16 protein-coding genes are annotated in these 16,559 nt (G+C 36.7%); 7 read left to right on the forward strand and 9 right to left on the reverse strand.

Features of this window, described 5'->3' with window-relative positions; all coding sequences use genetic code 11:
• Positions 1 to 30: 30 nt before the first annotated feature.
• Positions 31 to 438 carry an OsmC family protein gene (locus DK866_RS10955; RefSeq protein ID WP_036933917.1) on the reverse strand — a complete coding sequence of 136 codons (408 nt, stop codon included), beginning with the start codon at positions 436 to 438 and terminating at the stop codon, positions 31 to 33.
• A gap of 313 nt (positions 439 to 751) precedes the next feature.
• Between DK866_RS10955 and crp the strand changes: the two genes are divergently transcribed.
• Positions 752 to 1,384, forward strand: coding sequence for a cAMP-activated global transcriptional regulator CRP (gene crp, locus DK866_RS10960; protein WP_004246872.1), 633 nt, complete (start codon positions 752 to 754; stop codon positions 1,382 to 1,384).
• Between the two features lie 95 nt (positions 1,385 to 1,479).
• Here the strand turns inward: crp and argD are convergent, their stop codons facing one another.
• The 3 genes from argD to ppiA all read right to left on the reverse strand — a co-directional run bounded on the left by argD (position 1,480) and on the right by ppiA (position 4,332).
• Complete coding sequence (argD, locus tag DK866_RS10965) at positions 1,480 to 2,694, reverse strand: bifunctional acetylornithine/succinyldiaminopimelate transaminase (RefSeq protein WP_109408928.1); 1,215 nt, start codon at positions 2,692 to 2,694, stop codon at positions 1,480 to 1,482.
• A 117-nt stretch (positions 2,695 to 2,811) separates the two neighbouring features.
• Positions 2,812 to 3,387, reverse strand: coding sequence for an aminodeoxychorismate synthase component II (locus DK866_RS10970; RefSeq protein WP_036933913.1), 576 nt, complete (start codon positions 3,385 to 3,387; stop codon positions 2,812 to 2,814).
• A 375-nt stretch (positions 3,388 to 3,762) separates the two neighbouring features.
• The gene (gene ppiA, locus DK866_RS10975) at positions 3,763 to 4,332 is read right to left on the reverse strand and encodes a peptidylprolyl isomerase A (protein ID WP_072068777.1); all 570 of its coding nucleotides are present in this window, start codon (positions 4,330 to 4,332) and stop codon (positions 3,763 to 3,765) included.
• A 270-nt stretch (positions 4,333 to 4,602) separates the two neighbouring features.
• Between ppiA and yihA the strand changes: the two genes are divergently transcribed.
• The 3 genes from yihA (at position 4,603) to DK866_RS10990 (ending at position 6,863) form a co-directional block, all read left to right on the forward strand.
• Positions 4,603 to 5,235, forward strand: a complete 633-nt coding sequence (gene yihA, locus DK866_RS10980; RefSeq protein WP_109408929.1) for a ribosome biogenesis GTP-binding protein YihA/YsxC — start codon at positions 4,603 to 4,605, stop codon at positions 5,233 to 5,235.
• 483 nt (positions 5,236 to 5,718) lie between these two features.
• Positions 5,719 to 6,237, forward strand: a complete 519-nt coding sequence (def, locus tag DK866_RS10985) for a peptide deformylase (RefSeq protein WP_109408930.1) — start codon at positions 5,719 to 5,721, stop codon at positions 6,235 to 6,237.
• Between the two features lie 167 nt (positions 6,238 to 6,404).
• Positions 6,405 to 6,863 (forward strand): hypothetical protein, encoded by a 459-nt coding sequence (locus DK866_RS10990; protein WP_109408931.1) that lies wholly within the window; start codon positions 6,405 to 6,407, stop codon positions 6,861 to 6,863.
• A gap of 53 nt (positions 6,864 to 6,916) precedes the next feature.
• Here DK866_RS10990 and polA read toward each other — a convergent pair whose 3' ends face one another.
• The 4 genes from polA to DK866_RS11010 all read right to left on the reverse strand — a co-directional run bounded on the left by polA (position 6,917) and on the right by DK866_RS11010 (position 12,279).
• Positions 6,917 to 9,715 (reverse strand): DNA polymerase I, encoded by a 2,799-nt coding sequence (gene polA / locus DK866_RS10995; protein WP_109409037.1) that lies wholly within the window; start codon positions 9,713 to 9,715, stop codon positions 6,917 to 6,919.
• A gap of 640 nt (positions 9,716 to 10,355) precedes the next feature.
• Positions 10,356 to 10,979: a thiol:disulfide interchange protein DsbA gene (gene dsbA, locus DK866_RS11000; RefSeq protein ID WP_109408932.1), complete on the reverse strand. Its 624-nt coding sequence runs from the start codon at positions 10,977 to 10,979 to the stop codon at positions 10,356 to 10,358.
• 20 nt (positions 10,980 to 10,999) lie between these two features.
• Positions 11,000 to 11,995: a serine/threonine protein kinase gene (locus DK866_RS11005; protein WP_109408933.1), complete on the reverse strand. Its 996-nt coding sequence runs from the start codon at positions 11,993 to 11,995 to the stop codon at positions 11,000 to 11,002.
• 14 nt (positions 11,996 to 12,009) lie between these two features.
• Positions 12,010 to 12,279, reverse strand: coding sequence for a YihD family protein (locus tag DK866_RS11010; RefSeq protein WP_109408934.1), 270 nt, complete (start codon positions 12,277 to 12,279; stop codon positions 12,010 to 12,012).
• Positions 12,280 to 12,499: 220 nt separating this feature from the next.
• On the opposite strand from DK866_RS11010, the gene mobA reads away from it, so the two are divergent.
• Together mobA and mobB are read left to right on the forward strand one after the other, a co-directional pair.
• Complete coding sequence (gene mobA, locus DK866_RS11015; RefSeq protein WP_109408935.1) at positions 12,500 to 13,084, forward strand: molybdenum cofactor guanylyltransferase MobA; 585 nt, start codon at positions 12,500 to 12,502, stop codon at positions 13,082 to 13,084.
• 11 nt (positions 13,085 to 13,095) lie between these two features.
• Positions 13,096 to 13,614: a molybdopterin-guanine dinucleotide biosynthesis protein MobB gene (gene mobB / locus DK866_RS11020; protein ID WP_109409038.1), complete on the forward strand. Its 519-nt coding sequence runs from the start codon at positions 13,096 to 13,098 to the stop codon at positions 13,612 to 13,614.
• A 58-nt stretch (positions 13,615 to 13,672) separates the two neighbouring features.
• On the opposite strand, the gene DK866_RS11025 is transcribed toward mobB, so the two are convergent.
• A complete protein-coding gene (locus tag DK866_RS11025) occupies positions 13,673 to 15,331 on the reverse strand; it encodes an alpha-glucosidase (protein ID WP_109408936.1) in 1,659 nt (552 codons plus the stop codon).
• A gap of 216 nt (positions 15,332 to 15,547) precedes the next feature.
• Between DK866_RS11025 and DK866_RS11030 the strand changes: the two genes are divergently transcribed.
• Positions 15,548 to 16,528 carry a LacI family DNA-binding transcriptional regulator gene (locus DK866_RS11030; protein WP_109408937.1) on the forward strand — a complete coding sequence of 327 codons (981 nt, stop codon included), beginning with the start codon at positions 15,548 to 15,550 and terminating at the stop codon, positions 16,526 to 16,528.
• The last annotated feature ends 31 nt before the right edge of the window (positions 16,529 to 16,559 follow it).

Genomic DNA, 16,559 nt, shown 5'->3' on the forward strand with positions numbered 1-16,559 from the left:
CAAATTAAACTTTATTTTAAAATATCAAATTTATTCAGCGTCTTTTATTTCGAATGAATGTGTAATATTAGCTGCTTTTCCTAACATTAAAGAGACGGAACAATATTTTTCTGCAGATAATTGAACTGCTCGTTCAACAATTTTATCTGTGAGTTCTTTACCTGAAACAATAAAATGTAAATTGATATCAGTAAATAAACGTGGAGCTTCTTCACGACGCTCTGATGTTAATTTCACTTCACAATCAGTGACTTGATGTCGCCCTTTGCGTAAAATACTAACGACATCAATCGCACTGCATCCACCCGCAGCAATTAAGACCATTTCCATTGGGCTTGGTGCTTTATCGCCAGAGTTCCCATCCATCATTATTTGATGACCTGATGAAGACTCACCAACAAAAGATAAATCTTCAACCCACTTAACTCGTGCTTCCATTTATTTTCCCCCTAAACATGACAGAAACTAAAAGAGTACATTCTCATAATTCAACTAGCAATTAGCAAATAGGTTTATTATGCTGACTGCGTAAAACGAGACTTAATGCACTAATTGTGTTAAAAACAATATCTGCTTGATGATAGTGGTTAAGATCAATGCATTATTTTCTCATTTATTATAATCTACTCCATATTAACTTACCGTGTTCTCAGGAAGTTAATAGGTCAAGATAGGATTTTTAAGCACGCTGTCTCAAAAGGGAGTCTATCCGTTTTGAAAGGCTGCATTTAACGTACAGAGGATAACGCGAATGGTTCTCGGCAAGCCGCAAACAGACCCGACTCTTGAATGGTTTTTGTCACACTGCCATATTCACAAATATCCATCCAAGAGCACGCTGATCCACCAAGGTGAGAAAGCGGAAACACTTTATTATATTGTTAAAGGTTCCGTGGCTGTTCTTATTAAAGATGAAGAAGGGAAAGAAATGATCCTCTCCTACCTGAATCAGGGGGATTTCATCGGTGAACTTGGATTATTTGAAGAAGATCAAGAACGTAGTGCATGGGTTAGAGCAAAAACAGCCTGTGAAGTAGCAGAAATTTCCTATAAAAAATTCCGCCAATTAATTCAGGTCAACCCTGATATTCTGATGCGCCTGTCAGCTCAAATGGCGAACAGATTACAAACCACATCAGAAAAAGTAGGTAACCTTGCTTTCCTTGATGTAACAGGTCGTATTGCACAAACCTTACTAAACTTAGCAAAACAACCCGATGCTATGACGCATCCTGATGGCATGCAAATTAAAATTACACGTCAGGAAATCGGTCAAATTGTTGGTTGTTCACGCGAAACTGTAGGCCGTATTCTTAAAATGCTAGAAGATCAAAATCTGATCTCTGCACACGGTAAAACAATCGTCGTTTATGGGACTCGCTAAGTTTCCCTGCCCGAACAAACAATAGCCCGATACAAAGGGCTATTGATAAAAAATCTGTATAAACCCCATTCTTGTGATGGGGTTTATAATAAGGACTACTCTTTTACAAACTCCGCAATAGCTGCTTTTAATGCCGCCATTCCTTCTTGTAATTCTTCTTGGGTAATAATTAATGATGGCGTAAAACGCATAACATCAGCCCCTGCATTTAACATCATTAATCCATGTTTTGCAGCTAACCCTAATAGTATTTTCGCTTTGCCTTCATATTGTGGTGCAAGTTGCGCACCAATCAATAATCCTTGTCCACGGATTTGCGAAAAGACGTTGTAGGTTTGGTTTATTGCCATGAGCTCGTCTACAATCCACTGATAGCGCTTTTCTACACCCTCAAGTACCTCTGGTGTATTGATTAAATCAAATGCAACATTACCCACTGCACACGCTAATGGATTACCACCATAAGTTGTACCATGAGTTCCTACTCCCATTACCGACGCTATCTCTTGTGTCGTTAACATCGCACTGAGTGGAAAACCACTTCCTAGCGCCTTTGCCGTAGTAATAATATCGGGAGTTACATCGTAATTCATATAAGCAAAAAGCTTACCTGTACGCCCCATACCCGTTTGTACCTCATCAAGAACAAGTAATGCTTGATGTTTATCGCACAACTCACGTAGCCCCCTCATAAATTCAGGAGTAGCAGCTGTTACACCGCCTTCACCTTGTACTGGTTCTAGTACAACGGCACATGTATGATCATCAATAACCGCTTTCACGGCATCTAAATCATTAAAAGGAACGTGTACGATATCGGCAGGTTTTGGGCCAAACCCATCTGCATATTTAGGCTGTCCTCCTACAGATACAGTGAACAGAGTTCGACCATGGAAGGCATGGTGAAAAGCAATAATTTTGGTTTTATAAGGACTATGACGAGTGATCGCATAATGGCGAGCTAATTTAAATGCAGCTTCATTCGCTTCAGCGCCTGAATTAGCAAAAAAGACACGCTCTGCAAATGTATTATCAATTAATTTTTGTGCTAAACGCAGTGCAGGCTCATTTGTAAAAATATTACTCACATGCCAGAGTTGCTCACTTTGTTCTTTCAAGGCTTGATTCAGTGCAGGATGAGCATGTCCTAATGCCAATACAGCAATACCACCAGCAAAATCAATATAAGATTTTCCTTGCTGATCCCAAACTCGACTTCCCACCCCTTTAACAGGAATAAATTCTGCGGGTGAATAAATTGGCAACATTACTTGATCGTAAGTTGCCCGGTTGATGCTTTGCTTTGTCATTACCCCACCTGATCGTTATTCATCTTCAATGTGAAAATATAATCACTAAATATGAATAAAAAATCAAATGTGGTTTTGTATAAAAAGGCGTTATTTCGCTATTTAAATACTATCTTATTAATATTTAAGAAAATTATTTAATAACTCATGCCCTTGTTCACTTAAAATACTTTCTGGGTGAAATTGAACCCCTTCAATTGGAAGTGTACGATGGCGAATTCCCATAATTTCATCAACATTTCCATCATGTTGGCTCCATGCCGTTACTTCAAAAGGCACAGGTAACGTCGTAGCATCTATCACTAAAGAGTGATAGCGCGTTACACTTAAAGGACGATTAAGTCCTTTAAAAACACCTTGTTGGTTATGATGTATCAATGAATTTTTACCATGCATAACTTCTCGTGCTCTAATAACAGATGCACCAAAAGCTTGCCCTATTGCTTGATGTCCAAGACAAACGCCAAGAATAGGAATTTCACCTGCAAACCGCTGTATAGCCTCAAGAGAGATCCCGGCTTCATCAGGAGTACAAGGTCCTGGCGAGATAACAAGATGTGCTGGCATCATCTTTTCTATCTCTTTAAGTCCAATCTCATCGTTACGCTTAACAACAACCTCAGCACCCAATTCACAGAAATACTGATAGAGGTTGTAGGTAAACGAGTCGTAATTATCAATAAGTAACAGCATATTAGCCTATCCGACTGATTTTCTTATCATTATCTATTTTATTACTATTTTAAAGCGAGTGTATATTTGCCAAAATAGCTCGTTGTTTAACCGACTTGGGTACAACAAAGCCGATTATCATAGCACAGGTATAAAATATGAATAGTAAGCAAGAAAATCTGCTGATTTATTGCGCAATAACAATAATGACGGTAATTGATGATGAATACAGTGATTAATAGTGTAATGAATACTTACTGCGGGAGATCACACGAAAAAATAGACGATATAAAATATTTTTTTCGTACTAAAAAACCCCGGAATGAATACTTTCACTCCGGTTTATATGTATTTTATCTTATCAGAATACGTAAATACCCTACCCTAATAATGCGTTTATTCTTTTACGACTTCAGCAGATAAAATAGTAACCGTTTTTACTGGCACATTTTGGTAAGGACCAATATTGCGGGTTTGAGCTTGTGAAATTTTATCAACCACATCCATACCCTTTACCACTTTACCAAATACGGCATAACCAAAATCACGTTGACCATGATCTAAAAAGGCATTATCAGCCACATTAATAAAGAATTGACTGGTTGCACTGTCTTTATCCGACGTACGTGCCATAGCGATAGAGCCTTTTACATTACGTAACCCATTATCTGCTTCATTTTTAATTGGCGCTCTGGTCTGCTTTTGTTGCAAATCAGCAGTGAAACCACCACCTTGAACCATAAAACCGGGGATAACACGATGAAAAGTTGTGCCGTTATAGTATCCATCTTCGACATACTGAATAAAATTTTTCGTTGTTATTGGGGCTTTTTTATTATCCAGTGATATTTCAATATTGCCTTCAGAGGTGACTAATTTAACGAAGGTTTCTCCCGTTGCCATTGCAAAAGTCGCTGTTGTTAAAGTGCAAGCGGTAACGAAGGTGACAAGAAAACGTTTTAACATGCAGGGATCCTTTACTTTAATAGTCTACAACTTACTTAATATGCAGCGATTCTAATTCGCTGAGGTAAATAGTGCCAATCATTTACCTTTATTTACGCTCAATAAGTCTAATTACGTCATAACAGAGTAAATTTTAATTTTTAAGCTCTGTTATAAGTCATTAAATTGCGCCAAAATAGAGCAAATAGATATTTTAGATATTCTTTCTCATGCGGAATTGAAATGAGTATGCATGAGAAGCCGCATTATTTCAGAGAGGTTTATACCATAATGGCCCAATTTAATTACCAAAAAGCACATTTCATCATCAGTGCGCCTGATATCCGCCATTTACCACCAGATACAGGGATTGAAATTGCCTTTGCGGGTCGCTCTAATGCCGGTAAATCCAGTGCTTTAAATGCCTTAACCCAACAAAATGGGTTAGCAAGAACCAGTAAAACCCCAGGCCGTACTCAATTAATCAACCTCTTTCAAATTGAAGAGGGTTTACGCTTAGTGGATTTACCTGGCTACGGTTATGCTCAAGTTCCTGAAGAAATGAAGCGCAAATGGCAACGTTCTTTAGGTGAGTACTTACAAAAAAGAGAGTGTTTAAAAGGCGTAGTTATTTTAATGGATATTCGTCATCCATTAAAAGACCTCGATATGCAAATGATTGACTGGGCTGTTGAGTCTGAACTCCCTACGCTCGTCTTACTGACTAAAGCCGATAAGCTGGCATCTGGTGCCCGTAAACAACAATTGATGAGTGTACGTGATGCACTTGCAAGTAAAGTCGGTGATATTCGTATCGAATATTTTTCATCATTGAAAAAAATTGGTATTGATAAGCTACGTAACACACTTAATGAATGGTATTCAGGCAAAGAAGAAGCGCCTGTAAACGACAATAACGTTTAATCTCTTCTTTTCTCACCCAAAACTGACTGATCTTTTATTGATTAGGGGAAAATCACCTTTCCCCTTTCACTTCTAGCACAAACCACTTCAGCAAATTTTAGACAAAAAAATGCCCCAGTCGAAATAAAGTCGACTGGGGCAGCTAATATTCAGCTAAATCCGATTACGTGAAGTAAAAGGTCTGAAAGATAGAACATCTTACCTCTGTACCCTACGAGAGATAATGTACTCTATTTTATTGGTTAATAAAAGCCCTTTTGTAATTTTTTTTCACATGCAGACACGATTCAGCTATGTGTTTATGTATTCAAACCATAAATAAATGTAGTTTAATTACATAATTATGAGACTTTAATCACTTACATGAATATGATTAAAAATAGAACAAATCACACAAAAGGTGCGGTTTATCCTTAATGATTTTGTGATACGCTTACCGCGAGACCGTAGTAAATATGTAATTAGCGATAAAATGAGGTATCCATGGCTGTATTAACGCTGCTGCGTTTTCCTGATGAGCGTCTGCGCAGAGTTGCAGCACCAGTGGAAAAAGTAGATAACGAAATACGCACATTAATCGACGACATGATTGAAACCATGTACGCAGAACGAGGTATTGGCTTAGCGGCACCTCAGGTTAATGTATCTAAACGCATTGTTGTTATTGATGTTTCTGAAAACCGAGATCAACCGATTGCCCTAATCAATCCTGAAATTATCAGCACTGAAGATGAAGTGATGGATATGATGGATGGGTGTCTATCTATTCCTGATTCTTTTGCCCCAACAGAGCGTTACCGCTTCTTAAAGGTGAAAGCATTAGATAGAAATGGTGATGAAATTGAACTTGAAGCCTCTGATTTATTTGCAGGCTGTATTCAACATGAGTTAGACCATCTTGATGGCAAACTCTTTATTGACCATTTGTCTCCGTTAAAACGTCAACGTATTGAGAAAAAACAGAAGAAATTAAGCAAACTGATCGATTCACAAGTTGCTTAATTATTCACTTATCTCTTTTTCACATTTTGATAAGTTTTGACATAAAAAAGCTCGGTAATTAACCGAGCTTTTCTTTTTTCTACCTAATACAGATAAATTATCGCTGTTTTCTCACCATCACTTATACAATAAATATAAAGCTTATTAGCACATCAATTGAGGTAAAAATGGAAAATAGTCGATTTATGGATTTATGTGAACAACTCAAAGCAGCTGGTGCAACAAATCCCAAATCATGGGCAAATAGTGAATTACAAGAAAACATTCCACAGTTTGCACGCTTCCTTATGTTAAAAGGACTCACCGATATCTATCGTGATGTTGAGGGAAATATCAATGAAATGGATATTTACTCTGATAAAGCCAACGATGTATATCAAAAACTAGCCTCCCAACTTGATAAACAAGAACTTAAGGAATTATTCCATTCCTATGGTAAATCAATTATTGGCAAGGTAATTGATATGCTTGATGAAGGCTATCTTTATGATGTTAATGACAACGTAGGTTGGTCTTTGATGGAACTTGATGACAAAGGCACAACAACAGACAGGCTGATCCAAGGTTTACACGAAGATTTTATTGAATTTGAAGAGTCAGAGCTAACTTCTGACACTAACGCTTAAACAAGAAAGGGCACAATCCTGTGCCCTTTCTATTGAAGAATAATATTTAAAAATTAATGTGCTTCATCCCAGTTATTACCCACACCCACTTCGACTTTTAATGGGATAGCTAATTCCATACTACCTTCCATCAACTTGTGGATCATGGTGTTTGCTTTCTCTAAATAAGACTCTCGCACTTCAAACACTAATTCATCGTGTACTTGCATGATCATATGCACATAATCAGGACATTCATTACAAATCCAATGATCTACTGCAATCATCGCTTTTTTGATGATATCAGCAGCTGTACCTTGCATTGGTGCATTAATAGCCTCACGTTCTGAAGCTTTACGACGAATTGCATTCTTCGAATTAATTTCTGGTAAATAGAGGCGACGACCATCTAACGTTTCAACATAGCCTTGCTCAGAAGCTTGTTTACGTGTGCGCTCCATATAATCCAATACGCCTGGATAACGCTCAAAATAGAGATCCATATAGCGTTGAGCTTCTTTTCTCTCAACACCAATTTGTTGAGATAAGCCAAATGCACTCATGCCATAAATAAGACCAAAGTTGATCGCTTTCGCACTACGACGCTGTTCTGAGGTTACTTCCTCTAAAGGTATGCCAAACACTTCAGATGCGGTTGCACGGTGAATATCTTTACCTTGAGCAAAAGCATCTAACAAACCTTTATCTTGCGATAAATGCGCCATAATCCGCAATTCAATCTGTGAATAGTCGGCTGCAACAATTTTAAATCCTTCACGCGCAATAAAGGCTTGGCGAATACGGCGTCCTTCTTCATTTCTCACTGGAATATTTTGAAGATTAGGCTCCCGTGATGACAAACGACCTGTTGCGGTCACTGCTTGATGATAAGAAGTATGTACACGCTTTGTCTTACTATTCACCATTAATGGCAATTTATCAGTATAGGTAGATTTTAGTTTCGCAAGTCCGCGATGTTCTAAAATTAAACGTGGTAATTCATGACTATGCGCTAACTCTTCTAATACTTCTTCATTAGTCGATGGCGCTCCTTTCGGGGTTTTCTTGATAACAGGTAATTGCAGTTTATCAAATAATATTTCTTGTAACTGTTTAGGTGAAGAGAGATTAAATTCTTGCCCAGCTAACGCAAACGTCTCTTTTTCAATTTCAACTAAACGTTGTGTAATTTCTTGAGATTGAACTGCTAAAACTTGAGCATCAATTAATACTCCTTTGCGTTCCATTCTAGAAAGCACAGGGACTAATGGCATTTCAATATCGCGGTAAACATGTTTAATTGGTTCAATAGCTTCTATTTGAGGATACAGAGCTTGATGAAGTAATAAAGTGATATCGGCATCTTCAGCTGCATATAGCGTTGCTTGTTCAACTTCAATTTGATTGAAAGTCAGTTGCCCTTTACCTTTACCCGCAATTTCTTCAAACGTGGTAGTTTTATGGTTTAAATGTTTTTCGGCCAACGTATCCATATCATGTCGATTACTGACACTATTTAATACATAAGATTCCAACATCGTATCAAAATGGATACCATTTAATTCGATACCTTCATTTTCCATAATGCCACGGTCAAATTTCAAGTTTTGCCCAATCTTTAAGATATTTTTATCTTCTAAAATAGGCTTTAATGCCGCCAAAACATCATCCACAGGAAGTTGGTCTGGCGCATCTAAATACTCATGACGTAACGGAATATAAGCTGCTTTGCCTGGTTCAATCGCAAACGACATGCCAATTAAACGTGCATCAATATTATTTAAGCTGTCAGTTTCTGTATCGAATGCAAATGCGGGGGCTTTTTTAAGAAGCTCAACCCAGTGTGCTAAGCTTTCATGCGTTAATATCGCCTCATAATTTTCTTGTGTGATCACAGGGAAATTAGCCGATATAGATGCTTCTTTGGGTTTTGCGACTTCAGAGGTATAAGGCACCGCAACTTTTTGAGTGCTACGCTGTGCTAACCAACCACCATTTTGAAGATCACTTATCCAGCGTTTAAATTCATAACGCGTGAACATCTCTAATAATTGATCTAAATTTGGCTCATTAACCACTAAATCATCAAACGTTTTATCGAGTTCGACATCCGTTTTAATCGTTGCCAGTTTATAAGAAAGTTTTGCCACTTTCTCATGCTCTGCCATTTTAGCGCCAAGTGTTTTAGCACCACGGAAACTTAACGTTGCAATATTATCAAGCTGTTGATAAATATCGTCTAAACTCCCAATTCCTTGTAAAAGCCCTAATGCTGTTTTCTCACCGACACCAGGAACACCTGGAATGTTATCTGATGAATCTCCCATTAATGCGAGGAAATCAATAATCAGTTCAGGAGGAACGCCATATTTTTCTTTGACTTCATCAGGGCCTAAAATAACGTTAGTCATAGTGTTAATAAGCGTGATCTTTGGCGTCACTAACTGCGCCATATCTTTATCACCTGTACTTATTAGGACATCACGCCCGTCAGCAGCTGCTTTTAGTGCCAGTGTTCCAATGACATCATCTGCTTCCACACCTGAAATAGATAGCAAGGGTAAACCCATTGCCTGTACCATTTCATGTAAAGGTGCTATTTGCTCACGTAAATCATCCGGCATTGGAGGACGGTTAGATTTATATTCCTCATACAATTCATCACGGAATGTTTTACCTTTAGCGTCAAACACAACCGCAACATGGCTTGGCTTATACTGTATTATCAAACTACGTAACATGTTCAACACACCATACATCGCACCAGTTGGTTCACCTTGGCTATTAGTTAGCGGTGGAAAAGCATGATAGGCACGATAAAGATATGAGGAGCCATCTACAAGGATAAAGGGGTTTTCTGCTATCTGGACCATAATCTGTTCATCATTGTTCTGAGGTTCGTTGATATGACTAGAATGCCACATCACAGCCCAATAGACGAATATTACCTGTTCTTTAATGTGGAAATTCGGCGTAAAGAGTCAATTATTTATTGTTAGCAGAACTTAACCGAAAAGAATAAGTGATAGTGATAACTTAATATTAATTAAAACAAACTTTAAGCAAAAACCTTTTCTGTTAATCTATTCTTAATTAAAAATAAAGGCTAAAAATCACATTTATAACTTTGTTTAAAAACGATTTAGGATAGTATCATTGATTCATCATTAATATTAACGTTCATATTAGTGTCACTTTTTTCCCATTAAGATTTCAACTATCCAACGAACCTCACAATAACCTGTGGATAACTCTGTGAGTAGTTTTTTAATTCTCTCTATATTAATAAGTTACCTTTCTTTTCACTTTATTAACACAATTAAAAAATCAATCACTTAGCGAATTCATTAAGATATTATAAATTAATAAAAACATTTTTCATTAATGTGGATAGTTATATTATGACAATTTTATGAAAGCAAAAAAAATAGCACTCTTATTTACTGAGTGCTATTTTTCATATAAAAACTATATATTTTTACTTAATCCATATAAGAAAGAATTAAGCCTATATTATTTTTTTAACAATAACTGATTCACAATATCAGAATATGTTTTCGCATATTCTTCTGGTGATTTAGCGCTAATGCCATCATTTTTCATCTTGTATTTACCACCGACGATCATGGCTGGCACACCATTAATTTGGAAATCAGCAACAGCATTTTGTTGTTGGCTCACTAAGGAATTGACGACGAAGCTATTCATTGCCGCATCGTAGTCTTCACCTTTAACGCCTGCATTAATAAAAGTATTGCGGATATCATCAACAGAACGAATAGATTGAGTTTCTTGGATACCTTTAAATAAAGCAGGAGAAACTTGATCTTCAACACCTAATGCCATTGCTACAGCCCAAGAACGGGTCAAATCTTTACCTAAAGGCCCTAAAAAATCAACATGATAACGAACAATGTTGGTATTTTCTGGTGCGTTCTTTTCAACAGTGCTATTGACTTTATAGACTTCAGAAAATTGGTAACAATGTGGGCAATAAAAAGAGAAAAACTCAACAACATCCGGCGCTGCATTGACAGTTTTGGAAAGATTAGTATATTGTTTTCCTTCAGAAATATCTGCAGCAGACACACTGAATGCTAACACCATACTTGCTAACGCCAACCAAATCTTTTTCATGTTTCATCGTCTCCTAAGAATTAATACATTGGGCTAAGTTGTAAAGGAGGCTCATTTAACTGCTCCACTTGTCCCTTGAATAAGGCTAATTGTTTAAACCAAAAATCTTGTTCTTGAAACCAAATAAAAGCTCTTGGAAAGGCCGGATCATTCCAGCGCTTTAATACCCATGCGAGATAATGCACCATTCTCATCGCTCTTAGTGGTTCAATTAATGACAATTCTCGTAAATCAAAATCTTGGTATTCATAATAAGACTCAAGGATTGTATCTAATTGTATAATTTGCTCTTGCTTTGAACCATTTAATAACATCCAGAAGTCTTGTATTGCGGCTCCCATTCGAGAGTCATCAAAATCAACCATTACAACTTCATCACGCCACAATATATTACCGGGATGGCAATCCCCATGTAGTCGTAATATTTGCCATGTGGAGTCTTCTATTCGAGGACTCACTTCATGAATAAGTTTATCAATCACCTCAATAAACTGAGGCCTGAGGCTATTAGGAATTAATGCACTATTTTCAAATTCTAATTTTGGTGCCATCAGATATTCTGCAATAGAAAGGGTTGGGCGATACTGATAACTCTTTTTTCTACCTATTTGATGAATGCGCCCTAATGTGCGTCCTACTTCTTCTAGTTGAAATAAGTTATCCGTTTCATATGCCCTTCCACCAATACTAGGAAATAATGCAAAATAAAACCCGTCATCAGAAAGATGGACTGTCTCATTATGTATGATTAAAGGGGCTGCAACTGATACTTGAGCTTCCTTTAATGCTAAAACAAATTCATGTTCTTCTTTTATTTGCTCATATGACCAACGCTGAGGGCGATAAAATTTCACCACATAACGTTGTCTATGTTCATCCATAAATTGAAAAACACGATTTTCATAACTATTTAATTCAGTTAACCCTGATTCAGGATAAAAACCAATTTTAACTAGTGCATCCCAAATGTTATCAGGTGAAAGTCCCTGAAAATTAAATGAGGCAGATATTTCCATTTTCTATCCTGAACTTAATCTTTAATTACACCGCGGGCGCGTAAAATAGCGGTTTTAAAATCTTCTTCGTAATCTTTTTTTAGCCCAGGTATAACATCTGTCGGCGCTGAACCTCGCATTTTCAGATGGTAAATCAAAATATCATCAGTCAGATCAGATAATTGACCTTTAAAACCCGCTTCATTAGCCAGTTTCTGCAATAATTGAATTAAGTTTAAATCAGAATTCTCTTCCCAAACTGGATGCAGTAATTCCATAACTTCATTAAGACGGTGACATTTCATACAAAAAATCCTTATTATTAATGACAACAACAAAGTACCAATTATTATCTGATAGAAAAAGGAAACCTCTGTCAATATGCGTAAAGATTACGCTTTTTTGATAAAAATTGCTGTTGCTTTACATGAAATCTCACTAAGCCGAGACTTTTTATTAGTATATCGTCTTTGCTTGATAAAAATCGTTCGTAAATTTTAGCCAATTTATTCACAAATATTGAATATGAAAAAGAAGAATATTACAGGTGGTATACTCGCTGGAGGCCAAGCAACTCGAATGGGTGGCGCGGATAAAGGGCTACAAATTCTACATGGACAACCTTTATACCTCCATATTGCCCAAAAACTAGCACCTCAAGTTGATAGCATATTGATTAGTGCTAATCGAAATCTAGAACAATATCGCCAAAGCCAATATCCTGTTATTACTGATGAAATAGAAGGGTTTTCCGGCCCTTTGGCCGGTATGCTAACACTATTAAAACAAGCATCCACACCATGGGTTGCCTTTGTGCCTTGTGATGTGCCTTATTTTCCACTCAATTTGGTTGAGACTCTCTATGAACAAAAAGGAGAGTCTTTGGCTGTTTATGTTGATGATGGTGAAAGAGAGCACCCTACACTAGCACTATTAAATCGTAGCATTATTCCTATGCTAGAAGCCTATTTAGCACAAGGTGATCGAAAATTAATGCTGTTTATGAAACAGATAAATGCACACCCCGTTTTATTTGCAGATCAAGCCAGTGCTTTTATCAACTTAAACACCCCTGACGATATTGCAAAAGCCAACCAATTAAAAAGATAGGAATGAAAAATATGGCACAGCTCGATTTACCTCTTTTAGGGATCACTGCATGGAGTGGAACTGGTAAAACAACGTTACTAAAACAGCTGATCCCACAATTACGTAAAAGAGGGATACGTGTGGGGATGATAAAACACACTCATCATGATATGGATGTGGATAAGCCTGGAAAAGACAGCTATGAACTCAGAAAAGCAGGTGCTGACCAAACATTAGTTGCAAGCCAACAACGCTGGGCATTGATGACAGAAACCCCTGATTTGCCAGAATTAGATTTATATTACCTCGCTTCTCGCTTTGATGAAAGTAAGCTAGATTTAATTTTGGTTGAAGGTTTTAAAGGCGAAACTATTCCTAAAATTGCTCTTTATCGCCATATCAATGAACGTAACTTTAATGATTTACTCGATGAGCACGTTATTGCTGTTGCCAGTGATTGTAATTTAAGCGTAGATTTTCCATTACTAGATATCAACGCACCTGAGGCTATCGCAGAATTTATTGCAGATTGGCTAAAGAGCACAAAATAAAAATCACAAATAATAAAGCGCCCTATAAAGGCGCTTTTTTTCAATTAGATAAAGAAAATTAAGCAAAAATAATAGCCTGATAAGGTTGAAGAATAAGATTTCCTTTTTCATCTTCAACTATTGGGCTGTTATGCAGATATGCCTGTTTTACTTTAAGTGTTAATGACTTTTTCTCACCATTAAAATTACAGTAAATATTGACGGAGTTGCCTTCATAAGTACGCTTAAAAGCAATCACATTTTCTGGTGAATTTAATGGTAAAAACTTTCCATAAATCAAAATATCGCTGATCTTTGAATGTCGTCTTAATGCAATTAATTGTTGGTAATAAGCGAAAAGAGAGTGCTTATCTTTAGTCTCTTGCTCTGCATTAATCTGCGTATAGTTAGGATTAACTTTTAACCATGGTTTGCCTGTACTAAAGCCCCCATTGATCTCACTATTCCATTGGAAAGGCGTTCTTGAATTATCACGACTGCGTTCATTAAAATATTCAATAATTTGCTCATCGCTATAACCTAATTTCTTGCCCCATTCATGTAATTTAAATACATGTAAATCGTCATGTTCTTCCAATGTCATCGAGCAATTTGTCATGCCAATCTCTTGCCCTTGATAAATAAAAGGCGTGCCCCGTTGCGTTAATAAAAATGTTGCTAACATTTTGGCACTAATGGGGTTAATAGCACCTTTAGGGAGAAATTTATTTAATGAACGAGGTTGATCGTGATTTTCTAAATAAGGCGCTCCCCACCCTACTCTTTGAGTATCTAATTGGCTTTTGATAAATACAGGTTTTAATCTTTCACCGGTAATTGGGTTAATTGTAAATGGCTTTTCATTGCGAATATCCAAATCGGCAATGCTAAAATCAAATACCATAGAGAAATAACCATTCTCGCCGACATAAGCACGTAAATCTTTTTCTGGCACATCAATTTCTGCAACTGTCATACTGTTCGCAGGCTTAAAAGTATTCTCAACTAATTCAGTTAAAAACTTATCAATTCCTGGTTGATTCAAAACCCAAGGCACTAAAGAAGCGGAACCATCATCTTTATCAGGTTCAAATTGATATTCAGATAAGGCTTCAGGGGATTTTTTTAAATTACCAATTGCATCAATACGAAATCCAGCAACACCTTTTTTTATCCAGGCATTTATCATATCGATAATATCTTTACGCAATTGTGGATTTTCCCAATTTAAGTCCGGTTGCTCTGGACCAAACGAATTAAAATACCATCGGTCAGTATTTCCTACTCGGCTCCAAACAGAGCAGTCAAAATAAGTACGTAAATTATTAGGCGGAGTCGGTTTATTCCATTGTTTAAAAATATAATAATCCGCATAAGGGCTATTAGGATCTTCGATTGCCGATTTAAACCAAGGATGTTCATCTGAAGAGTGATTTAATACTAAATCTAATAGAATTTTAATATCACGTTTTTTAGCCTCACTGATCAATTTATCCAATGCCTTGTTATCACCAAAAATAGGATCAACAACGGAATAATCAGCAATATCATAACCGTTGTCTTTCATAGGCGATTTAAAAATAGGGCATAGCCAAATAACATTTGTGCCTAGTGATTTAATATAATCTAACTTTTCAGTGATCCCTGCTAAATCCCCAATACCATCACCATTACTATCGTAATAGCTTTTGGGATAAATTTGATAGACCACAGCTTCTTTCCACCAATTATTAGACATATTCACCTCACTAAGGTAATTAATATATATGGAACTGTTCCATATTTAATATAAGATACTATAGGCACTAAAATAGCGGATAAGGTAATTAACATACTAAAATGTGAAATAGCTCATACTAAAAAAACACAATTACCTCATTAAAGAGGGGTTTGTCTTAATCAGATTAAGATATATTAGACAATCAACTAATTGAAAGGAGCAACAGCATATTCAATGGCCGGGATCCGTGATGTCGCAAAAAAAGCTAATGTCGCCGCAAGCACTGTATCAAGAGCACTAAATAACAGTGGTTATGTGTCTCAAGCTGCACGAGAAAAAATAAAGAAAGCAGTAGAGGAATTAGATTATATTCCAGATACTTGGCTAAGAAATTTATATCAACAAAAGAGTGCAGTTGTTGGCGTCATTATTAATAGCCTTGAGTACCCTTATTTTGCGACAGTGACTCGTTTTATCGAAAATAAACTCGCCGAAAAGGGTTATAGCATGATGTTATGTGCTACACAAAATAGCAAAGTACGCGAACGTATATTTTTTGATATGCTCAAACGAGGCCAGATTGACGGTATTATTGCAGAATATCTACTATTGGATGACAATGAATATCAGCATATTCAAAAACCAGTAGTCACACTTGACCGCCATCTTCGTGATATTCCGTTGGTTTGTTCTGATCACTATACTGGTGGCCGATTAGCAGCAGAACACCTTATTCAAAAAAGTTGCAAAAAAATCCTCTACATCGAAGATAATTCCAGCTATTTATCTTCAACACCTTCTTATCAAAGCTGTTTAGCTTTTAAAGAAACACTTCTTCAATCAGGTATTATACCTATTCCCTGCAAAGTAAATTGGAAAGAAGAAGAGAAAGATTACTTCCATACTTTTGCAACAAGAATACTGACGCAGCATCCCAATATTGATGCTATTTTCGCTGCTGATATTCCTGCGATGGCATTATTTAATGAAGCAACCAGACGAAATATAACCATTCCAGAACAATTAAAAATCGTTGCTTACGATGGAAGTCCTTGGCTAAATCAGACACTGCGACAATTAACTTGTATTGAACAGCCCTTTGAACAACTGGCTGAAAAAAGCGTAGAAGTGATTAGTGCATTAATTGAGAATAAAGAAATAACAGATAAAGTCTCTGTTATTCCAGTGAAGTTTATTCAAGGTGAAAGTAGTTAAAGCATATATTATAAAATCAATTATTCCTTTA

Source organism: Proteus genomosp. 4 str. ATCC 51469 (genome assembly GCF_003144375.1).
GTDB lineage: Bacteria > Pseudomonadota > Gammaproteobacteria > Enterobacterales > Enterobacteriaceae > Proteus.